Source organism: Helicobacter pylori (assembly GCF_003637685.1).
Classification (GTDB): domain Bacteria; phylum Campylobacterota; class Campylobacteria; order Campylobacterales; family Helicobacteraceae; genus Helicobacter; species Helicobacter pylori_CJ.
The window spans coordinates 19,308-41,095 of sequence record NZ_MVWW01000003.1 but is presented as its reverse complement, the minus strand read 5'-3'; the positions used below and the strand labels follow the sequence as shown (position 1 = coordinate 41,095).

Sequence of the window (21,788 nt, the reverse complement as noted above, 5' to 3'; positions counted from 1 at the left end):
GGGGGGACTTAATCTTGTTTGGAATTTGATATTGTGGTTAGTGGCATAGCGTGGTATAATGGCTTGACTTAAAAGTTTGAAAAGTGTAGTTTTCATAACTAAATGAACTTAAAAGGAAAAATATGGCAAATGAAAATGTAATGGCTGATTTGATCAATGACGGCTCGTCTTTTGGGGTTATCTTTATCGCTAATAATATCGATAATTTTTTTAATGATAGAAGAAAAACTAAACAACAATTAATAAGATCGATTTTAGAGCGTAAGAGCGGGCTTGATTTTATAAGGTTTATTGAAGCTAATGCTTCTGAATTTAATTTTCATAAGAAAATTATAAATAATGGCTTACCTTTTGGGATTATTTTTATCGTTAGCGACCCTGAAAACCTTATTGATATTAATGATAAAAACAAAAAGTTAGAATCATGTTTTCATTATAATGAGAACGAAAAACCATTCAATTTAAAACAACACTTGTTGGAACTCAAAAAGGAATTAGGGTTTGAGCCATCGGGTATTTTCTATTGCGAAAATGCAAGTACTCACAAAATTGAATTGATTAGTAATGAGCCTAAGGATTTCAAAGGGGTATTGCTTGAATTTTCACAAATTACATCTTTATCCCCTAATGAATTACCACAATTTCTTGCAAACTTTAAGTTTTCAAAAAGTACCTATGGAATAGATAAGGCTGAATTTTCTCTATCAAGTCTCTCTTTAGAAAATATGACCCTTATTGACAACTTATCTACTCTTAAACGCAATATAAAGAATACCTTTGATCGTTATTCATGGCATGGTTATTCTAAAATTCCACAAGAAAAAAGGATAACTCAAATAAAAAAACAAGTGTCTGAAGAATGTAAAGTAAACCCTTTTTTTCATAGTTGGAGAGTAAGCTCTGAACAAAACCGCAAAGTCAATAAAATTGCTGAAGATTTGAAAAGTGGTAAGATAGTTGGTGAAAAGATTATTGATAATGTATTTGATATTAATGCTAGCTTATTGTTTTATCACTCCTGAAGATTTAAAGAATTTAAAGGAACGATTGTTTATACAGCAAGATATTGATATCACCCATGTTATCAATCAAAAAAAGGGAGAAGCGTTCGATCATATCTTAATAAATGACATTAAGTATAATTTGCTTGATAACACATTCCATTTTATCTTTAATGCTGGCAACTCTTTATTAAAAGAGTCAAGTCAGTTAATTATTGAAGTGCCTAGAGAAGCGTTGGATCTAGAGAATGTTGATCGGCTTATTGAAAATACGCTATCGCTATCGCCCTCGCCCTATGATAATATTTTGAGCGAAAATTCTTCAATATGTCATCTTAATCAAGGTTCTTATATCATTGATTTGCACTTAATAGATGACTAAACCCCAATGAAACACCCCCTAGAAGAATTAAAAGACCCTATAGAAAATCTTTTGCTGTGGATTGGGCGCTTTTTGCGTTACAAATGCACAAGCCTGTCTAATTCTCAAGTGAAAGACCAAAACAAGGTTTTTGAATGTTTGAACGAATTCAATCAAGCGTTCATCAGCTCAAGCCAATTGGAAAAAGTTTGCAAAAAAGCCCGTAATGTTGGATTACTAGGTATCAACACCTATGCGCTGCCCCTACTCAAATTTTACGAATACGCTCAAAAGCTTTCTTTAAAATCGCTCAAAAACATAGACGAAGTCATGTTGGCTGAATTTTTAAGCATCTATACAGGAGGTTTGAGTTTAGCCACTAAGAAAAACTACAGAATTGCTCTATTAGGGCTTTTTGGCTATATAGACAAGCAAAATCAAGATGAAAATGAAAAATCTTATATTTATAATATCACGCTTAAAAACATCAGCGGAATCAATCAAAGTGCAGGCAACAAGCTCCCTACTCATTTGAATAATGAAGAATTAGAAAAATTTTTAGAAAGCATTGATAAAATAGAAATGTCCGCTAAAGTGCGTGCGAGAAACCGCCTGCTCATTAAAATCATCGTTTTTACAGGCATGCGCTCTAATGAAGCCTTGCAGCTTAAAATAAAGGATTTTACTTTAGAAAATGGTTGTTACACGATTTTAATTAAAGGTAAGGGCGATAAATACAGAGCGGTGATGCTCAAAGCTTTCCACATTGAGAGCCTTTTGAAAGAATGGCTCATAGAAAGGGAATTGTATCCTGTTAAAAACGATTTATTGTTTTGCAACCAAAAAGGCATGGCTTTAACGCAGGCTTATTTGTATAAGCAAGTGGAACGCATCATCAATTTTGCAGGACTCAGGCGGGAGAAAAATGGGGCGCACATGTTAAGGCATTCTTTTGCGACCTTGCTCTATCAAAAACGCCATGATTTGATTTTAGTTCAAGAAGCTCTAGGGCATGCGAGCTTGAACACGAGTAGGATTTACACGCATTTTGACAAGCAGCGTTTAGAAGAAGCGGCGAGCATTTGGGAAGAAAATTAAAAACACCCCCTACTCCTTAAAAAAAAATGATTTTTACCATAAAACAACTAAAACCCCATTTTTTAAGAAATTAAAAAATTTTTAGCTTGTTCATTTAAAATTTTGCTTTCAAATTCCAACAGCCACTTTTTGACTTCTATGCCCCCATTATACCCCCCTAAAGCGCCATTTTTACGCACCACTCTATGACAAGGCACGATCAAAGAAATAGGGTTATTATGATTAGCGTTGCCAATCGCTCTGCAAGATTTAGGGTTATTAATGAGCTTTGCGATTTCATCGTAACTTTTTGTTTTACCATAAGGGATAGTCATTAACGCAGACCAAACTTGTTTTTGAAAGGGAGTTCCTATCAAATCTAAAGGCGTATTAAATTCAAAAAGTTGTCCCAAGAAATAATGCTCTAAGGCTTGAACGCTGAGTTTTAATGGGGTATTCATAGGGGTGTTATGAGAAAAATTGGCCGTATCAAAATCCAATCTCAATAAATGGCTCTCATTAGCGCACAAATGCAAATACTCTAAAGGGAAACTCTTAGGGGTCTTAAAATAGTAGTGGTATAAAACCATTAATTAAAAAAAGAGTTTGTATAAAATAATCAATAGCGACAAACCATACACCCCTAAAATCAAAATTTTATGCATTTTTTCATTCAAAAGCCCTATGATCCATTTAATCCCAATGCTCACGCCCATAACAGAGCCTAATCCCACAATCGCCCCTGCTACTAGCACTTCTTTATTGATGATGTGGTGATAGATTAAAGAAAAAGCTCCTGAAATGGAAGAAAATAGAATAAAAAATAGCCCTAACGCCACGCATTTTTTAGAATCATACCCTAAAAAATAATGCATCAAAGGCACCATGAGCATCCCCCCACCAATCCCTAAAGTGATGGCAAAAAACCCTGTGAGCGCGCCAATTAAAAATAATTTCAAACCTTGCAAATGGTAGCGTTTAGTGTCCGCTATCAAATCTTTTTTTTTGGGTTTTAGAACAAATTGGATCATAGAATACACGACTAAAAGCGCGAAAATAACCATTAAAATTTTACTGGAAACGATTTTTAAAACAAATCCGCTAAAACTCGCCCCTATCAGCCCCCCTACCCCTATCAACAAGCCTAAAGAAAAATCAAGCGATTTTTTTTTGAAATTCAAAACAGATCCCACGAACGATGAAAGCGCCATTTGCAAAATGGAAATACCGATGGATTCTTCAAAAGAATGCCCGGTTGCGAGCATGATAGGGACAATGATCATCCCCCCACCAATGCCAAAAATCCCTGATAGAATGCCAGTAAAAAGCCCTATCGCTATGTATAACGCATAAATATCCATAAAAAACCCTTAAAAAGTAAACCCCTCTAAAAGAAAATTAAAAATAACCCTATTCTAATCAAACGCTAATACCAAACCCCCTAAACAACGCTTTTAAAAGTGATGCTTTTATTGGTCTGTTTTGTTTTTGCAACACAAAACATGCGAATCATTATTGGGTTCGCTAAGAGAGAGGTTTCTCAATTCATAAGCCAATTTGATAGACGCCATAGCGTCATCCAAGCCAAACCCCCCTTGAGCTAAAATCTGTTTGTAGCTTTCTATATACAGATTATCAAAGCTCTGCGTGAGATTGACTTCTTCGCCCTCTAGGATCATTTTATGATAAACTTTTTCTTTAGCCACTCCCATGTGTTCTGGATTGATGGAAAAAAACCATCTTATTTTGGCATGCTCTAAAAAGAGTATCCCGCACACGCAATCAGGCTCTTCTCTATTGATAACCTTGTCTTTAACGCCTCCAAACAAATACAATAAAGTGTCAAAGATATTCACTCCCATTTGAGTGGCTAGCCCCCCACTCCTATTCACATCCGCCCGCCATGAAGAAAAATACCATTTCCCTTGAACGCTGATATAAGTGAGCGTGATGTCAAACACCTTTTCAGGGTTTTTGTCTAATTCGCTCTTAATTTTTTCTTTCAAAGCCAGCGTGTCGTAATGCAGGCGCAAGGGTAAAAGACTGAACACCCTTTTTTGGTGTTTCACCTCTAAATCTTTTAATTCTTGTATTTCGCCAGGGTCTAAAACTAAGGGTTTTTCACAAATCACATGCATGCCGTTTCTTAACCCGAAACGGATGTGATCAAAATGCGTGTGCGTGGGCGTGCAAACACTCAAATAGTTGATTTCTTTACCCATAGCCTTAGACTGATCTAAATGCTTTTCAAAATCTTCAATATTGGTAAAAAACTCTGATTGTGGGAAATACTCATCTAAGACCCCCACGCTATCATGAACATCAAAAGAGCAATCCAAAAAATGCCCTGTATCTCTAATCGCTTGCAAGTGCTTGGGTGCGATAAACCCCCCTGAACCAATCATAGCAAAAAGCATTCATCTTCCTTAAATCATTTTGAATCTCATTTTAGCAAAGATTAGCTTATTTAAGCTTATATTATTGGCAATTAAAACATTCCACCGATCGATCCAGCACGCTTTTTTCATCTATGCTAGGGCTTTCGCTGCGCAAGTAATAAGTGGATTTGAGCCCTAATTTCCAAGCGAGCGTGTAGATTTCATGCAAGGTTTTACCGCTGGCGTTTTCTATGCGCAAAAACACATTGATGCTTTGGCCTTGATCGATCCATTTTTGGCGCACGGCCGCTGCTTTAATCAAATCTTTAGCGTCAATATCATAGGCTGATGTGTAAAAATTCCAAGTTTCTACATTCAAATTAGGCACTACCACAGGAATTAGCCCGCTCAAATTTTCTTCAAACCATTTTTTCTTATAAATGGGTTCAATCGTTTGGGTTGTACCCACTAAAATAGAAATAGAGCTTGTGGGAGCGATCGCCATTAAATAGCCATTACGCATGCCATTAGATTTGACTTTTTCCCTCAAACCTTGCCAATCGCAAGCGTGATTGAAAAGCCCTTTTTCGGTGAGCTTTAAGGCTTCATTGTTGGCTTTATCAATGGGGAAAATCCCCTTACTCCATTCTGAATTTTCAAAATCCTTATAAACCCCTTTTTCTTTCGCTAAATTCGCGCTCGTTTCAATCGCATGGTAGCTGATTTGCTCCATTAAAGCGTCAATTTTTTCTAAATGCTCTTTAGACCCCCAAGCGATTTGGTGTTCTGCGAGCATTTGCGCTTCACCCATAACCCCTAACCCTATGGCTCTATTTTGTAAATTAGTGGCTTTGACTTTGCGGTTAGGGTAGAAATTCAAATCAATCACATTGTCTAAAAGCCTAACCATGATCGGCACGACCCTTTTAATGTCTTCTTCAGTGTTGATTTTGCTTAAATTGATGCTCGCTAGATTACACACCGCCGTTTGCCCGTCTTTAGCGACCTTAGTAGCGATATAGATTTTTTTGCCTTTAAGAATATCGGTGCTAGTGAGCTTGTTAGCGCATTTAGTGATATTATTATCTGTCGTTACCAACTCTTTTTCTTCAAAAAACTCTATAGTGCCATCAGTGTATTCTATTTGCATGTAGTAGTGGTTGGGCGCGGTGTTTTGAAAAATCTCTGTGCATAAATTAGACGATCGAATGATTCCTGCATGAGCGTTTGGATTGCACCGATTGGCGTTATCTTTAAAGGCTAAGAAAGGCAAACCAGCTTCAAAATAATTCATTAAGATTTTTTTCCATAAATCTTTAGCGTTAACGTATTCTTTAATGATTTTGGGATCTTTTTCATACTCTAAATAGCGTTTTTCAAAATCCTGCCCATAAAGCTCAGTCAAATCCTTACACTCATAAGGGTCAAACAAAGTCCACATCGCGTCTTCTAAAACCCTTTTCATGAACAGATCGCACACCCAAAGAGCCGGGAACAAATCATGCGCTCTTCGCCTTTCATCGCCGCTATTTTTCCTTAAATCAATGAACTCCATCACATCAATGTGCCAGATCTCCAAATACACCGCAATCGCACCCTTTCGTGTGCCTAATTGATCAACCGCAATCGCCACATCGTTAGCGATTTTTAAAAACGGGATCGTGCCAGCGCTCGCATTCTTATGCCCATCAATATAGCTCCCAATAGATCGCACCAAAGAAAAATCCCAGCCAATCCCTCCGCCGTATTTGGACAATAGCGCCATTTCCTTATAGCTGTCAAAAATCCCCTCAATATTATCCGGCGTGCTGCCAATATAGCATGAGCTTAGCTGGTGCTTGGTGGTGCGTGCGTTCGCTAGAGTGGGGGTCGCGCACATCGCTTCAAACTTGCTTAAAACTTCATAAAATTCTAAAGCGATTTTGTTGGGTTCTTGTTCGTTTTGCGCTAAAAACATCGCAATGCTCATAAACATGTGTTGGGGCAATTCAATAGGGTGATTGTTAGCGTCTTTTAACAAATAGCGATCATACAAGGTTTTAATCCCCAAATAATTGAATTGGAAATCCCTTTCAGGCTTGATCTGGCTATTTAAAAACTCTAGATCAAATTTTTCCTTAAAGCCCTTAAGGATGCGGCCCTTTTCTTCAGCGTTTTCAAAATACTCTTTCAAATGTCTATACCCTGTAAAACCGCTCACTTTATGGTATAAATCATACAAAAAAAGTCTTGAGGCGACAAAGCTCCAATTAGGCGTGTCAATATCTATCTTATCCACAGCGGTTTTAATCAAAGTTTGTTGGATTTCTTCAGTAGTGATCTTGTCTCTAAATTGCAACCTCGCATCCACTTCCAGCTCACTTTGGCTCACGCCCTCTAAATTGTCCGTAGCGTCCTTAGTGTATTTTTGGATTTTGGTAATGTCCAAAGGCTCAATGCGCCCGTTTCGTTTAACCACCGTAATCAAAATTTTTCCTTTAAATCAAATCGTTTTCTTTTAAATTTGGCATTGTATCAATAAAAAACTTAAGACTTAAGAAAGAGAGAAGTTCAAGTTGGATCTGTTTTATTAATGAGAATGAGTTTTAAAGTTTCTTTAATGTTTTTATTCCCCCTCCATTTAATGACATTTGGGTTAAATCACCACCCCCATTTAGCGCAAAGCTTAAAAAAACCTTGAAACCCCAAAATGACCAAACACTCTACAAGAAAGTTGCTAGGATGCCCACAATACGCCGAAATCTCATGCATAGCGATAATAAAGGGTATCGTTAAAAGCACCATATAAAAGTCTCTCAATCTTGCTCCTAACACAGCGTCATAAAACGCACCAAAAAACCTAGCCTTAAAAATGGCTTTAAAAAACTTGGGGAACCCTTGCCAAGTTTCAGCAATTAAATAACCCGCCGACCTGCCTTTTGGGTTGAACAAGAGGTTAGACAATAAGGCCGCTATTAGAGCCATTGACCACACATAATAGCTGTATTTAGGGTTAAAGATCGGATCGCTAGCTGAACCATTTAGTTCATAAAAAATCCTATTGGTTATGGAGAGACATCCCCCATAGACTAGAGCCACTGCCCATTGATATTCGGAGATGCTCAAACGCTCTTTGATATTCATGCTCTCTCTCCTTTCTCACCCAAAACTACCTGTCATACCCAAAATGACGATCATAATATTCATAGGTGGGTTCTCTTGGGGCTTGTGGCTCTCTATCAACGCCACGGATGTAATCTTCTACTCTATCGCCTATTTCCCGACCAAACTCTCTCCCCACAGAACCACCAACTAATCTGCCAGCCCAACCACCCACAGGACCACCAACGGCTCCCCCCATTGCACCACCAACACCACCCCCAATTGCACCACCAACAGCGCCCCCCCAAAATCTGCCTAATTCACCCCTTGCCTCTATTTTAGGACCAGCTACAGCCACATTAGCCATTGCACCGCATAAAACCACTACACAACTAAATGTTCTTAATCCACTCATAACAAATCCTTTCATAAATTGAGATTCAAGGCATGTTTGGCACACCTTGATAAGAATATTTATACCACAACCCTATTAAAAGCATTGTTACAAATCAGCAAAAGATCACAAAAAGCTCAGTAAGTGTTTTGTTTCTACACAAATTATAGGATTAAAGTAAATGATTATAGTGGTTTTTGGATTTTTCATTATTTAAGATTTAAGCAAATCCAAAAGGATAAAAAAGAACTTTTTAATCCATTAAAAATACGCTCAATAAGGTTTTAAAACAGCAATTCTTTTCAAGCTCTTTAAGATTTCTTAAAAAACTTAAAATACCCGTTTTCAATGTTAGTTTGAGGGGCGCGTGAAAGGCTCAACGAACCGCTAGGAATGTCTTTAGTGATGGTGGTGCCGCTGCCGATTAAGACATTAGAGCCGATAGTTACAGGCGCGACTAGCTGGCTATCGCTCCCTATAAAAACATTTTCACCGATGATCGTTTGGTGTTTCTTTTTGCCATCGTAATTGCAAGTGATCACGCCAGCCCCTACATTTGTGTTTTTCCCTATCTCACAATCCCCTAAATAGCTCAAATGCCCTGCTTTAGCGCCTTGAAGTTTGGCGTTTTTAGTTTCTACAAAATTCCCCACATGGCTGTTACAAATCACGCTTTTAGGGCGCGCATGGGCAAATGGCCCCACACTGCTATTAACAATCTGGCTCTCTTCTATCACGCTATAAGCCTTAATGCGCGCGTTTTCTATCAAACAATTCCCACTCAAACGCACCCCTTGCTCTAAAACGCACTCCCCCTTAAAACTCACGCCTTTTTCTAAATAAATACTACTAGGTAATTGCATCACTACCCCTAAGTCCATGGCGTTTTTTCGCAGTCTTTCTAGCATGATTTCTTCAGCCTTCGCCCTTTCTGTTTGGCTATTCACCCCTAAAAAACACTCTTCTTCTAAAAAAATAGCGTCAATTTTTTCATTCCCCTTAATACCCAAAGCGATTAAATCCGTGAGGTAGTATTCTTTTTGGGCGTTTTGGTCATTAAGCTTGGGCAAGTATTTTTCTAAAAACTTTCTTTCAAAAAAATACACGCCAGCGTTCACGCTTTTAATGGTCTTTTCTTCATCATTAGCGTCCTTTTCTTCTACAATCTTTTTAACCTGATGGTTTTCTAAAACAACGCGCCCATAACCTTTGGGGTCAGCTAAATGCAGTAAGCCTATGGCGTTATTCTGGATTTCTAATAAGGGGGTGAGGGCGTCTTTAGTGATTAAGGGCATGTCCGCATTCAAAATCAAAACCCGCTCATGTTGAGTGAGGATAGGCGTCTTGTCTTCTTGCATGATAGCCCCACCTGTCCCTGAATATTTTTCCACGATTTGAGTGTGAAAAAGGACGCCCTTAAAACGCTTTAACACCGCTTCTTTAATGCGTTCTTGTTGGTGGTGTAAGATAAGATGCACATCATTGCTGATTGAAAAAGCCACTTCTAAAATGTAAAACAGCATAGGCTCCCCGCAAATCGTGTGCAAAGTTTTAGGCAGGCTAGAATGCATGCGAGTGCCTTTGCCAGCGGCTAGTATGATTACAGAAAGCATTAAAATCCTTAAACTTATTTTAGGGAATTTTAACATGCCTTATCTTATAATTTGACTTTGTTTCATCAAAGATTTAAGGCTAGAATTTTGCGTTTTTTCATTTTTTTCATTCTCATTTACCCTTTAATATGCCCTTTAATGAGCGCTGATAGCGCTTTGCCTAGCGTCAATCTCTCTTTAAACGCTCCTAATGATCCTAAACAGCTTGTAACCACCCTTAATGTCATCGCCCTGCTCACGCTTTTAGTTTTAGCCCCGTCATTGATTTTAGTGATGACGAGTTTCACCCGTTTGATCGTGGTGTTTTCTTTTTTAAGGACCGCTTTAGGCACGCAACAAACCCCCCCCACTCAAATTTTAGTCTCGCTCTCTTTGATACTGACTTTTTTTATCATGGAACCTAGCTTGAAAAAGGCTTATGATACAGGGATCAAACCTTATATGGATAAAAAGATTTCTTACACCGAAGCGTTTGAAAAAAGCGCTCTGCCTTTTAAGGAGTTTATGCTTAAAAACACACGAGAAAAGGATCTAGCCCTTTTTTTTAGGATCAGAAACCTGCCTAACCCTAAAACCCCTGATGATGTGAGTTTGAGCGTTTTGATCCCGGCATTTATGATAAGCGAGTTGAAAACAGCGTTTCAAATCGGCTTTTTACTCTACTTGCCTTTTTTGGTGATTGATATGGTTATCAGCTCTATTTTAATGGCGATGGGTATGATGATGCTCCCGCCTGTAATGATTTCTCTGCCTTTTAAAATTTTGGTGTTTATTCTAGTGGATGGGTTTAATTTATTAACCGAAAATTTAGTAGCGAGTTTTAAAATGGTTTAATATCAAAAACATTCAAGCTATAAAAGCTTGAAATTAATTTAAAACTCATAATTCAAATACGCTGTAATGGATCTCCCTGGTGCGGGCTCTCTCCCTGTAGGGCTTGTGCCAATCCCCCTAAAATAATACTTCATGTTAAAAAGGTTGTTGATTTGCAAACTCCCTGTGATTTTATGCCTACCGCTTTGCCATAAAACTGAGCTTACTTGGACGTTCAACACAAAATACAAGGGCAATAACCCCACTGAATTACAACCATACTCTAGCCCCCCTGTGTATTCTGGGTTTAAGGGAAGGCACACGGTTTGATCTTTGACTTGATTGAGCATAGAGCTATAAGCGCGGCTATAAAAATAACTGCTAATTCCAAAAGTCGTGTGCTTGTAAGTATACATCATGTCAAATATGAATTGGTTAGGGCTTACATAAGGCAAACGCTTCCCTTTAATGTCAAAGGGTTTATTGACAATGCCTGTAAAATAATAAGCAATGTCATCAGCGTTAGAAGTGATGCGCGCATCAATGTAAGTGTAAGCCACATGGAATTGCAAACCCCTAATCGGCGCGTAATACAATTCCAATTCCACCCCTTGGCTCCTAGCGTTAATAGGTTGCGGGCTATAGCCTCCCGCATAGTAACGATTGGCAAAAATCACAAAATAATTGGTATTAAAGCTCAATAGATTTTTATAACTATAGCGTTGCCCCACTTCAATTTCATTAAAAATTTGGTTGTAATTAGTCCTAGTAATGCCTACCATTGTGTGTTGTGGGGGGATAAAACTGCGGCGGTAGTTCGCATACCATATCCAATTTTCCATAGGTTTATAGCCAATGTTAAGGGCGGGACTCCATTCGTTTTGACGCTGTTTTTTACTGGTCCATACGGAAAAATCGTTCTTTTCTGGCTCTTTGTTATCGTAGTTTAAAAAGGTGTATCTAAGCCCTGGAGTTATCACCAATTTAGAATCAAAAAGCTCTATTTTATCGCTCAACCATACCGCTGTATAGTTGTTAAACATTTCTTGATTGTTACTAGGCTTTTTAGAAAGAACATATGGGGGCATATGGCACACCCCATCAATAATATCTGATTTTTCGCATGTGCTTTGATCGGATCTAATGAACATGTCCATCGTCATAAAACGCATGCCCACATTAAAAGTTTGCTTAACCTTATTGGTATTGACAACCAAATTCAAATTCGGCTCAAAGGCGTTCATCACATAACGCCTTAAATGATCAAAAATAAAAAATCCTGGATAATTTTGATCCGTATAAACAGGACCTAATTTAGGATTGGTATTGACATTTAAATAGTTAGAATCAAATTTAAAATCCCTTGACATGTCATGCCCATAGTAGCTAAAAGTGAAATCCCCACCTACCCTATCCGTGTCCCCAAAAAAATTTTGATACACAGCTCCCCATCGCTTCGCTCTCCCGCTTTTATCGTTATTAGGGCGGTTATTTTGAAAACGATTTTGATTATAAGCGGCTATACCTAAAGACCCAGGGTCTGTTAAAAAATAGCTGTAATATTGAAAAAAAGCAGTGATTTTATTGTTATCATTGATTTGATACAACGAATCTAGCAAGTAGTTTTGAATGTTGGTAGGGCTGTTGTATCTAAACCCTTGCCCTTTGAGCCAATTGACTTGAGCTTGGATTCCAAAATGCTTATTCATCATACCACCCGTTCTTAAATAGGTGTTAAAAAGCATGTTATTAACTAAGCTTTTATCAATGTTTTTAGAATTTTGATTGAAAAACCCCCCATTTTCAGATTTGCCCCAAAAAGTGGTCCTCTCGCTCACTTGACTTTCCCAATTGGTAGGAATGCCTTTGGTGATAATGTTGATCACACCGCCAAAAGCGTTAGGGCCATAACGCACGCTCTCCCCACCTTTAGTTACACTGATTCTATCCACAGATTGGAAGGTTACAGGAAAAATAACCGTGCCAATTTCAACATAGGGCGCGACATAAATAGGAATCCCATTGACTAGAATCATTCCCGTATTAGAATGCCCTGGGCCTCCCGCACCAAACCCCCTAATGGAAATGCTAGGCACAGCCCCAATACCTGTAGAGTTTCTAATATGCACGCCTGGCACATTTTGCAAAGCTTCTTCAATGCTTTGATTCGCGCTTTTAGTGAGTTGTTTGTTAGAAATCACCGTGCGAGATCCCATATAGTTTCTCACTTCCTTACTCCTCCAGCTTAAAGGCGCTTCTTTATCGTTAGCCACCCCTGAAGCTTCCACCCTTTCTAAATTATGAGTTTTGACAGCATGCGCGCTATGACTCAAAACAGCCAAAGAGACTAAAATTCTTTTCATTTACCACCTTTTATGAAAAATGTTCTTTTTTACAACAATGTGTAATTTATAATAACCATTATTAGTTTTAGCTTAAATTTTTAAAAAATTATTATTTAGATAATATTAATGACTTTTTTATCAAAAATGCCGATTAATGCGAATGTTGATAGAAAGGATTGGGATATAAAGAAAAATAAAAATTTTTTAATATTTCTAATGGGGTGAATTTAAACGGATAAAGGGTTTAAAAACCCTTTATGGCTAGCCTTTAAACCAAAATTTGAGTTGCATAAAAAGCTATCAGTGAAAAGAAATACGCTACAACGGTTGTAAAGATAAATAAATACGCTACAAACTTTATCCCCCCAGCTTCCCTACCAAAAGTGATGGTCGCTGCAAAACAAGGGATATAAAACATCACAAACACGATAAAAGCGATCCCGCTTGGCACGCTGACTTCTTTTCTAATCACTTCTCTAAAAGCGTCAGATTTTTCATTTTGATCCCCTAAAGAAAACAACACCCCCAAAGTAGAAACCACCACCTCTTTAGCCATAAACCCGGTTACAAGTGAGACGCTCAAACGCCAATCAAAATCCATAGGGCTAAAGACTTTTTCTAAATACGCCCCCCCTCTCCCTACAACGCTATTTTTTAAATTCTTTTTATCCAATTCTGTTTTTAATTCTTTTAATTTTTCTTCTTTGGCTTCGCTTGAAAGAGTGGTATCCTTATTCACTAACAAGCTTTCTTGTTTATAAGTTTTCATAGCCGCATCGCTTTTAGGGTATTGAGACATAAACCAGATTAAAATCGCTCCCACTAAAATATAAGTCCCGGCCTTTTTAAGGTAAGAAAGCGATTTGGTATAGATACTGAAATAAATCATTCTAGAACTTGGCAAGCGGTATTTGGGCATTTCCATGATAAAAGATTCACTCTGTCCTTTAAACACGCTTAATTTGAGTAATTTGGCCATCACTAACGCCACAACCGCCCCCAAAATATAAATACAAAACAGCACAAACCCAGCGCTAGAAGAAGGGAAAAACGAGCCTACAAACAGCACATAAATAGGCAGTCTTGCCGAGCAACTCATAAAGCCGATCACAAAAAGCGTGATCAGTCGTTCGTTATAGTTTTGTAAAGTTCTTGTCGCCATGTAAGCGGGAACTGAGCAGCCAAAACCGGTGATTAAAGGGATAAAGCTCTTCCCATGCAAGCCAAATTTATGCAAGATCCCATCTAATAAAAACGCTACCCTACTCATATAGCCTGTCGTTTCTAGTAAAGAAATCCCAAAATACAACACCACAATTAAAGGCAAGAATGAAACCGTCGCTCCCACTCCCCCAATAATGCCATCGCCCACCAAAGACGCTAAATCTTCATTAGCCACATTTTCTTTAATACTATCGCTCAAAAACTTGAACCCCTCTTCAAGCGCTTTTTGCACTCCCCCCCCTATTAAAAAGCTCAAGGAAAAAATGATAAACATGAACCCTAAAAAAATGAAAATCCCATAACGCGGGTGCATTAAAATCTTATCAATCTTATAAGTGTGTTCAAAACTCGCGTTTTGCTTGTTTTCACTGATCACTAATTTAGCGATTCTTTGAGCGCTCTGGCTGTATTTTAAAGACTCCTTAAAGCTTTGAGATGGGACTTTTATGTTTTCATTGTTTATAGTGTTTTGAGAATAAAGCCTGACAATTTCGTCTAATAAAATCTCGGTATTCAAGCGATCCTCTTTGGATCTTGCGCTTGTTGGCACGCACACAACCCCTAATTCTTGAGAAAGCTTTTCTGTATTGATTTTAATGCCCTCTTTTTGCGCTTCATCCCACATGTTGAGCGCAAGAAGCATTTTTTTATTCGTGTCTAATAACTGCGCGCTTAAGGCTAAATTACGCTCTAAATTGGTGGAATCCACCACATTAAGAATGAGATCGTATTGCCCTTTTTCTAAAAAATCTTTAGTAACCTTTTCTTCAGTGGTGAAGTCATTGAGCGCGTAAGTGCCAGGTAGATCAATGATAGTGATTTGATGCTCTTTATGGATCAAACTCACTTCCATTTTATCCACGGTAACCCCGGCAAAATTCCCCACTTTCAAATGGGCGTTACTCAAAGCGTTGATGAGGGACGATTTCCCCACATTAGGTTGGCCCACAAGGGCGATAGTGATTTCTTTCATTGGGTTTGAATGCTCCGCATTAAAGTTTTTTAATTTTTGGTTATATCGTTTTTAGATTAAAAGTTGGCACTATAGCGCTATAAGACTAATTGTTATATAATAAAAGCGAGACAAGAATGTTAAAAAGCGAAAGGAGCGTGTGATGTTGTGCGTGTTTGATATAGAAACCATTCCTAGCGTGAGCTTGTGTAAAGAGCATTTTCAATTAAAAGAAGATGATGCGCTAAAAATCTGTGAATGTAGTTTTGAAAAGCAAAAAGAAAAAAGCGGGAGCGAGTTTTTGCCCCTTTATTTGCATGAAATTATCTCTATTGCAGCAGTCATTGGCGATGATTATGGGCAATTTATCAAAGTGGGGAATTTTGGTCAAAAACACGAGAATAAAGAGGGTTTTACAAGCGAAAAAGAGCTTTTAGAAGACTTTTTCAAATACTTTAACGAAAAGCAACCGCGCTTAATAAGCTTCAATGGCAGAGGTTTTGATATGCCCCTACTCACGCTCAAAGCCCTTAAATACAATTTAACCTTAGACGCTTTTTACAGCCAAGAAAACAAATGGGAGAATTACCGCGCGCGTTATAGCGAGCAGTTTCATTTGGATTTAATGGATAGCTTGAGCCATTATGGATCCGTTAGGGGGTTGAATTTGAATGGCATTTGTTCTATGACGAATATTCCTGGTAAATTTGATGTGAGCGGGGATTTAGTGCATGCGATTTATTACAACCCTAATATAAGCCAAAAGGAGAAAAAAGAGATTATTGACAGCTATTGCCAAAGCGATGTGCTTAACACTTACTGGCTTTTTTTAAAATACGAAGTGCTAAAAGGGGCTTTAAATAAGGAACAATACCTTGGGCTATTGAATGATTTTTTAGCCAAATTCCCTAAGGAAAAATCCTATTCAAGCGTTTTTACTAACGCTTTAGAGAAAGAAATTAGGGAGTTTATTTAAACCTTATTGGATAATCAATACCAATTAGTATAAAAAGGTATCAGCAAAGCCATCATTATTTATTAGTAGAAGATAAAGATGAAAATATAGGTATTTATACTAATTTACGCGCTAATAAAACTTTTAGTTTTTAATAAATAATATAGTCTATCATTAAGACAGGCTATAGCTTAACAACTAATAATTATAGTTTTAAACTAATCTGTGTTGAATGAAAAATTGTGCAATAATCATTGAACGCTAAAATAATATTTTTGTGAAAAAAATAAACGGATCGCCCTCAATCCAAAACAAAACCTAAAATAAAATCAAACTTGTTAGGGTGTCAATCATCTAAAAGTGATACCATGATCTGAGTAAATCAACTTAAAGGCAAAGACATGAATGAAGTGGTTATAGTGGCGGCAAAGCGTAGCGCTGTAGGGAGTTTTTTAGGCTCTCTAAAGAATGTAGGCGCTAGAGAAATGGGTGTTTGCGTGCTTAAAGATGCTTTGAATGCGAGCACTCTTAAGCCTAGCGATGTGGATTCTGTCATTTTAGGCAATGTTTTAGGCGCTGGTTTGGGTCAAAATATCGCCAGACAGATCCAACTAGACGCCGGTATCCCTAATGACAGAAACGCTTTTAGCGTCAATATGGTTTGCGGATCGTCTATGAAAGCTATCCAGTTAGCGCATGACAGCATCATGCTTGGGCGCGATGAGGTGGTGGTGTGCGGTGGCGTGGAAAACATGAGCGCAGCGCCCTATTTGTCGTTTGACATGCGAGATGGGAAAAGAATGGGGAATGCGAACATGATAGACTCCATGATCCATGATGGATTGTGGGATGCGTTCAATGATTACCACATGGGGATTACCGCTGATAATGTCGCTCAAGCATACCACATAAGCCGAGAAGATCAAGACGCATTCGCGCTCCAATCGCAACTCAAAGCGAGAGCCGCCATTAATGCTGGGAAATTCCAAGAAGAAATCACGCCTATTGAAATAGCGAATAAAAAAGGCGTGGTGGTTTTCAAAGAAGATGAATACCCTAGAGACACGACGCTAGAATCCCTTGCAAAGCTCAAACCCGCTTTCAAAAAAGACGGCTCGGTAACGGCAGGAAATTCATCAGGGATCAATGATGGCGCGAGTATTATCATTTTATGCAACGCTAAAAAAGCGCAAAAACTGGGGTTAAAAACAATGGCCACCATCAAGGGGTTTGGTTTGGGTGGTTGCAGTCCGGATATTATGGGCATATGCCCAAGCATCGCTATTAAAAACAATCTTAAAAATGTCAAAATGAATCTCAACGACATCAATCTTTTTGAACTCAATGAAGCCTTTGCCGCGCAAAGCATTGCCGTGTTAAAAGAGCTTGAATTAAACCCCAATATCGTGAATGTGAATGGAGGCGCGATAGCGATTGGCCACCCTATTGGCGCGAGCGGCGCTAGGATATTAGTCACTTTATTGCATGAAATGAAAAGGAGTGGGCATGGCGTGGGTTGTGCGTCATTGTGCGTGGGTGGCGGTCAAGGGCTATCAGTAGTAGTGGAACAAAAATAAGGAGAATGAGATGAACAAGGTTATAACCGATTTAGACAAAGCATTGAATGGGTTAAAAGACGGAGACACTATTTTAGTGGGCGGTTTTGGGCTGTGCGGGATACCCGAATACGCCATTGATTACATTTATAAGAAAGGCATTAAGGATTTGGTTGTCGTGAGCAATAATTGCGGCGTTGATGACTTTGGGCTTGGTATTCTTTTAGAAAAAAAGCAGATTAAAAAGATTATCGCTTCGTATGTGGGAGAGAATAAGATTTTTGAATCGCAAATGTTGAATGGAGAAATTGAAGTCGTTTTGACACCGCAAGGCACGCTGGCTGAAAACTTGCGCGCTGGAGGGGCTGGGATACCCGCTTACTACACCCCAACAGGGGTTGGGACTTTGATCGCTCAAGGCAAGGAATCAAGGGAGTTTAACGGCAAAGAGTATATTTTAGAAAGAGCGATAACAGGCGATTATGGGCTTATCAAAGCCTATAAAAGCGACACTCTTGGGAACTTGGTATTTAGAAAAACGGCTAGAAATTTCAACCCCTTGTGCGCGATGGCGTCAAAAATATGCGTTGCTGAAGTGGAAGAAATTGTCCCGGCTGGGGAATTAGACCCCGATGAAATACACTTGCCAGGAATCTATGTGCAACACATCTATAAGGGCGAGAAATTTGAAAAACGGATAGAAAAAACCACCACAAGGAGTGCGAAATGAGAGAGGCTATCATTAAACGAGCGGCAAAGGAATTAAAAGAGGGCATGTATGTGAATTTAGGGATAGGCTTGCCCACGCTGGTGGCTAATGAAGTGAGCGGGATGAATATCGTTTTCCAAAGCGAGAACGGGCTATTAGGGATTGGCGCTTACCCTTTAGAAGGGGGCGTTGATGCGGATCTCATCAACGCAGGAAAGGAAACTATAACCGTGGTGCCGGGCGCTTCGTTTTTCAATAGTGCGGATTCGTTTGCGATGATTCGTGGGGGGCATATTGATCTAGCGATCTTAGGGGGGATGGAAGTCTCACAAAATGGGGATTTGGCTAATTGGATGATCCCTAAAAAACTCATAAAGGGCATGGGAGGGGCTATGGATTTGGTGCATGGCGCTAAAAAAGTGATTGTCATCATGGAGCATTGCAACAAATACGGGGAGTCTAAAGTGAAGAAGGAATGCTCATTGCCCTTAACGGGAAAAGGCGTGGTGCATCAATTGATAACGGATTTAGCGGTGTTTGAGTTTTCCAATAACGCCATGAAATTAGTGGAATTGCAAGAAGGGGTCAGCCTTGATCAAGTGAAAGAAAAGACAGAAGCTGAATTTGAAGTGTGCTTATAGCTTATAAAAGGGGGTGTTTATGTTTTTATTAAGGCATTTGACTTCAGCGTGCGTGTTTTTGGCGTCTAAATGTTTGCCGGACTCTTTTGTCTTGGTCGCTCTTTTATCGTTTGTCGTGTTTGTTCTTGTTTATTGCTTGACAGGGCAAGACGCTTCGTCTGTCATTTCTAGTTGGGGGAATGGCGCTTGGACGCTTTTAGGTTTTTCTATGCAAATGGCCCTTATTTTGGTGCTAGGTCAGGCTCTAGCTAGCGCTAAATTGGTCCAAAAACTTTTAAAATACTTGGCGTCTTTGCCTAAGGGGTATTACACGGCTTTATGGTTGGTTACTTTTTTATCGTTAATCGCTAATTGGATCAACTGGGGTTTTGGCCTAGTGATCAGTGCAATTTTTGCAAAAGAGATCGCTAAAAATGTTAAAGGGGTGGATTACAGGCTGCTCATCGCTAGCGCTTATTCGGGTTTTGTCATCTGGCATGGGGGTTTATCAGGCTCTATCCCTTTAAGCGTTGCCACCCAAAATGAAAATCTGTCCAAAATGAGCGCTGGGGTGATTGAAAAAGCCATTCCTATCAGTCAGACGATTTTTTCTGCTTATAACTTAATCATTATAGGGATCATTCTTGTAGGGTTACCCTTTTTAATGGCGATGATCCACCCTAAAAAAGAAGAAATCGTTGAGATTGATCCAAAGCTTTTAAAAGACGAATACAAAGAGATTGAACTCATTGACCACCAACAAGACAAAACGATCGCGCATTTTTTAGAAAACAGCACTTTGCTTTCTTATCTTTTGGTTTTTTTGGGTTTTGGATATCTTGGTATTTATTTTTTTAAAGGGGGAGGGATTAGTTTAAACATTGTCAATACGATTTTCCTTTTTTTAGGGATTTTGCTCCATAAAACCCCTTTGGCTTATGTGAAAGCGATCGATCGTTCCGCTAGGAGCGTGGCTGGGATTTTACTCCAATTCCCTTTTTATGCCGGGATTATGGGGATGATGGCAAGCCATAGCGTGGGGGGGCATTCTTTAGCGCAAATGCTTTCTTTAGCTTTCACGCACATCGCCAATGAAAAAACTTTTGCGCTCATGACTTTTTTGAGCGCAGGGATTGTCAATATTTTTATTCCATCAGGCGGAGGGCAATGGGCGATTCAAGCTCCTATCATGCTCCCAGCTGGGCAAAGCTTGGGGGTGGATCCGGGCGTGGTTTCTATGGCTATCGCTTGGGGAGACGCTTGGACGAATATGATACAGCCTTTTTGGGCTTTGCCCGCTTTAGCCATTGCCGGTTTGGGCGCTAAAGATATTATGGGCTATTGCGTTTTGACTTTAATTTTTGTAGGCTTAGTCGTGTGTGGGGTGTTTTATTTTTTAGTGTGAGTTTTTTATGCCTAAAACCACGCTCTTTTCAATGGGGGTAAAAGTTTTCTCTTTTTACCCTTTAAACGCTCTTGTAATTAAGCCTTATTTCGTTACAATAACCAACCCCACAATAACCTAAGGAAGTGTTTTGTTTTTCAAATTTATTTTATGTTTATCATTAGGAATATTTGCATGGGCAAAAGAGGATATTCCCACCCCATTAACGCCCTCTAAACGCTATTCTATCAATTTGATGACTGAAAATGATGGTTATATCAATCCTTACATTGATGAGTATTACACGGCAGGCAATCAAATAGGCTTTTCTACTAAAGAGTTTGATTTTTCTAAAAATAAAGCGATGAAATGGTCTTCGTATTTAGGGTTTTTCAATAAAAGCCCTAGGGTTACTCGTTTTGGTATTTCTCTCGCCCAAGACATGTATACCCCATCACTTGCAAACAGAAAACTGGTGCATTTGCATGACAACCACCCTTATGGGGGGTATTTACGGGTGAATTTGAATGTGTATAACCGCCATCAAACTTTTATGGAATTGTTCACGATTTCTTTAGGCACGACAGGGCAAGATTCTTTGGCCGCTCAAACACAGCGTCTCATTCATAAATGGGGTCATGACCCTCAATTTTATGGCTGGAACACGCAGCTCAAAAACGAATTTATCTTTGAATTGCACTACCAATTGCTCAAAAAAGTCCCCCTTTTAAAGACTCGTTTTTTTTCCATGGAGTTGATGCCTGGGTTTAATGTGGAATTGGGTAATGCGAGGGATTATTTCCAACTCGGCTCGCTCTTTAGGGCTGGGTATAACTTGGACGCTGATTATGGTGTCAATAAGGTCAATACCGCTTTTGATGGGGGCATGCCTTATAGCGATAAATTTTCCATCTATTTTTTTGTAGGGGCTTTTGGGCGCTTCCAACCCCTTAACATATTCATTCAAGGCAATAGCCCTGAAACTAGGGGCATTGCCAATTTAGAATACTTTGTTTATGCCAGTGAAATAGGAGCGGCTATGATGTGGCGTAGCTTTAGGGTGGCTTTTACGATCACTGATATTAGTAAAACCTTTCAATCCCAGCCTAAGCACCATCAAATCGGCACATTAGAATTGAATTTCGCCTTTTGATTTAATATCAGTTTAGTATTTTTCTTCCTATATAATATTTATATGATATTTTTGGGTAATTTAAGATGAATATCAGTAGCGTTTTGAATGAATTTGTTACTACTTTTCACTTTATTACGCCAAATTTTCCCTTATTACAAACAACTTTGAAATAAACGATTTCCATTTTACA

At 38.8% G+C, this 21,788-nt stretch carries 16 protein-coding genes and 3 pseudogenes; 10 read left to right on the top strand and 9 right to left on the bottom strand.

The annotated features are described in order from the left end of the window. The first annotated feature begins 848 nt into the window (after window positions 1-848). Both EAL44_RS03215 and xerH read left to right on the top strand, forming a co-directional pair. Window positions 849-1,383 (top strand): annotated as a pseudogene (locus EAL44_RS03215) (hypothetical protein). Between the two features lie 6 nt (window positions 1,384-1,389). Beyond that, window positions 1,390-2,460: a tyrosine recombinase XerH gene (gene xerH, locus EAL44_RS03210; RefSeq protein WP_121074627.1), complete on the top strand. Its 1,071-nt coding sequence runs from the start codon at window positions 1,390-1,392 to the stop codon at window positions 2,458-2,460. Between the two features lie 62 nt (window positions 2,461-2,522). Here the strand turns inward: xerH and EAL44_RS03205 are convergent, their stop codons facing one another. The 7 genes from EAL44_RS03205 to glmU form a co-directional block, all read right to left on the bottom strand. Further along, window positions 2,523-3,029 (bottom strand): methylated-DNA--[protein]-cysteine S-methyltransferase, encoded by a 507-nt coding sequence (locus EAL44_RS03205; RefSeq protein WP_121074624.1) that lies wholly within the window; start codon window positions 3,027-3,029, stop codon window positions 2,523-2,525. A 3-nt stretch (window positions 3,030-3,032) separates the two neighbouring features. Beyond that, window positions 3,033-3,800 carry a sulfite exporter TauE/SafE family protein gene (locus tag EAL44_RS03200; RefSeq protein WP_121074621.1) on the bottom strand — a complete coding sequence of 256 codons (768 nt, stop codon included), beginning with the start codon at window positions 3,798-3,800 and terminating at the stop codon, window positions 3,033-3,035. A gap of 108 nt (window positions 3,801-3,908) precedes the next feature. After that, complete coding sequence (locus EAL44_RS03195) at window positions 3,909-4,856, bottom strand: Gfo/Idh/MocA family protein (protein WP_121074618.1); 948 nt, start codon at window positions 4,854-4,856, stop codon at window positions 3,909-3,911. A gap of 61 nt (window positions 4,857-4,917) precedes the next feature. Then, window positions 4,918-7,284, bottom strand: coding sequence for a ribonucleoside-diphosphate reductase subunit alpha (locus EAL44_RS03190; protein WP_121074616.1), 2,367 nt, complete (start codon window positions 7,282-7,284; stop codon window positions 4,918-4,920). A gap of 173 nt (window positions 7,285-7,457) precedes the next feature. Further along, entirely contained in the window at window positions 7,458-7,940 is a 483-nt protein-coding gene (locus EAL44_RS03185) for a hypothetical protein (RefSeq protein WP_121074614.1), read from the bottom strand. 25 nt (window positions 7,941-7,965) lie between these two features. Next, window positions 7,966-8,328: a pantothenate kinase gene (locus EAL44_RS03180; protein WP_162970336.1), complete on the bottom strand. Its 363-nt coding sequence runs from the start codon at window positions 8,326-8,328 to the stop codon at window positions 7,966-7,968. Between the two features lie 275 nt (window positions 8,329-8,603). Then, window positions 8,604-9,905, bottom strand: coding sequence for a bifunctional UDP-N-acetylglucosamine diphosphorylase/glucosamine-1-phosphate N-acetyltransferase GlmU (glmU, locus tag EAL44_RS03175; RefSeq protein WP_121074608.1), 1,302 nt, complete (start codon window positions 9,903-9,905; stop codon window positions 8,604-8,606). On the opposite strand from glmU, the pseudogene EAL44_RS08105 reads away from it, so the two are divergent. Together EAL44_RS08105 and fliP are read left to right on the top strand one after the other, a co-directional pair. Next, a pseudogene (locus EAL44_RS08105) lies at window positions 9,862-9,957 on the top strand (flagellar biosynthesis protein flip); the annotation flags it as partial. The gene glmU and the pseudogene EAL44_RS08105 sit on opposite strands and share 44 nt — an antisense overlap. A gap of 35 nt (window positions 9,958-9,992) precedes the next feature. After that, window positions 9,993-10,739: a flagellar type III secretion system pore protein FliP gene (gene fliP, locus EAL44_RS03165; RefSeq protein ID WP_121074814.1), complete on the top strand. Its 747-nt coding sequence runs from the start codon at window positions 9,993-9,995 to the stop codon at window positions 10,737-10,739. Window positions 10,740-10,777: 38 nt separating this feature from the next. Here fliP and EAL44_RS03160 read toward each other — a convergent pair whose 3' ends face one another. After that, the gene (locus EAL44_RS03160) at window positions 10,778-13,081 is read right to left on the bottom strand and encodes a TonB-dependent receptor family protein (RefSeq protein ID WP_121074605.1); all 2,304 of its coding nucleotides are present in this window, start codon (window positions 13,079-13,081) and stop codon (window positions 10,778-10,780) included. A gap of 250 nt (window positions 13,082-13,331) precedes the next feature. Next, window positions 13,332-15,260, bottom strand: a complete 1,929-nt coding sequence (gene feoB, locus EAL44_RS03155; RefSeq protein WP_121074602.1) for a ferrous iron transport protein B — start codon at window positions 15,258-15,260, stop codon at window positions 13,332-13,334. A 127-nt stretch (window positions 15,261-15,387) separates the two neighbouring features. Here feoB and EAL44_RS03150 point away from each other — a divergent pair. The 6 genes and pseudogenes from EAL44_RS03150 to EAL44_RS03125 form a co-directional block, all read left to right on the top strand. Next, window positions 15,388-16,215 (top strand): annotated as a pseudogene (locus tag EAL44_RS03150) (3'-5' exonuclease); the annotation flags it as partial. Window positions 16,216-16,595: 380 nt separating this feature from the next. Beyond that, on the top strand, window positions 16,596-17,771 hold the full coding sequence (locus EAL44_RS03145) for an acetyl-CoA C-acetyltransferase (RefSeq protein ID WP_121074596.1): 1,176 nt from the start codon (window positions 16,596-16,598) through the stop codon (window positions 17,769-17,771). Between the two features lie 10 nt (window positions 17,772-17,781). Then, entirely contained in the window at window positions 17,782-18,480 is a 699-nt protein-coding gene (locus tag EAL44_RS03140; RefSeq protein ID WP_121074593.1) for a CoA transferase subunit A, read from the top strand. After that, window positions 18,477-19,100, top strand: a complete 624-nt coding sequence (locus EAL44_RS03135; RefSeq protein WP_001206234.1) for a 3-oxoacid CoA-transferase subunit B — start codon at window positions 18,477-18,479, stop codon at window positions 19,098-19,100. Before EAL44_RS03140 ends, EAL44_RS03135 begins: the two co-directional genes overlap by 4 nt. Before the next feature lie 19 nt (window positions 19,101-19,119). Next, entirely contained in the window at window positions 19,120-20,484 is a 1,365-nt protein-coding gene (locus tag EAL44_RS03130) for a TIGR00366 family protein (protein ID WP_121074590.1), read from the top strand. A gap of 130 nt (window positions 20,485-20,614) precedes the next feature. Further along, complete coding sequence (locus EAL44_RS03125; protein WP_000465234.1) at window positions 20,615-21,616, top strand: lipid A deacylase LpxR family protein; 1,002 nt, start codon at window positions 20,615-20,617, stop codon at window positions 21,614-21,616. Window positions 21,617-21,788: the final 172 nt, after the last annotated feature.

Bases quoted from the DNA above. Each gene is read 5' to 3' on its own strand.
- xerH (WP_121074627.1), top strand. From the start codon at position 1,390: ATGAAACACCCCCTAGAAGAATTAAAAGACCCTATAGAAAATCTTTTG.
- EAL44_RS03205 (WP_121074624.1), bottom strand. From the start codon at position 3,029: ATGGTTTTATACCACTACTATTTTAAGACCCCTAAGAGTTTCCCTTTA.
- EAL44_RS03200 (WP_121074621.1), bottom strand. From the start codon at position 3,800: ATGGATATTTATGCGTTATACATAGCGATAGGGCTTTTTACTGGCATT.
- EAL44_RS03195 (WP_121074618.1), bottom strand. From the start codon at position 4,856: ATGCTTTTTGCTATGATTGGTTCAGGGGGGTTTATCGCACCCAAGCAC.
- EAL44_RS03185 (WP_121074614.1), bottom strand. From the start codon at position 7,940: ATGAATATCAAAGAGCGTTTGAGCATCTCCGAATATCAATGGGCAGTG.
- EAL44_RS03180 (WP_162970336.1), bottom strand. From the start codon at position 8,328: ATGAAAGGATTTGTTATGAGTGGATTAAGAACATTTAGTTGTGTAGTG.
- glmU (WP_121074608.1), bottom strand. From the start codon at position 9,905: ATGCTTTCTGTAATCATACTAGCCGCTGGCAAAGGCACTCGCATGCAT.
- EAL44_RS03160 (WP_121074605.1), bottom strand. From the start codon at position 13,081: ATGAAAAGAATTTTAGTCTCTTTGGCTGTTTTGAGTCATAGCGCGCAT.
- feoB (WP_121074602.1), bottom strand. From the start codon at position 15,260: ATGAAAGAAATCACTATCGCCCTTGTGGGCCAACCTAATGTGGGGAAA.
- EAL44_RS03145 (WP_121074596.1), top strand. From the start codon at position 16,596: ATGAATGAAGTGGTTATAGTGGCGGCAAAGCGTAGCGCTGTAGGGAGT.
- EAL44_RS03140 (WP_121074593.1), top strand. From the start codon at position 17,782: ATGAACAAGGTTATAACCGATTTAGACAAAGCATTGAATGGGTTAAAA.
- EAL44_RS03135 (WP_001206234.1), top strand. From the start codon at position 18,477: ATGAGAGAGGCTATCATTAAACGAGCGGCAAAGGAATTAAAAGAGGGC.
- EAL44_RS03130 (WP_121074590.1), top strand. From the start codon at position 19,120: ATGTTTTTATTAAGGCATTTGACTTCAGCGTGCGTGTTTTTGGCGTCT.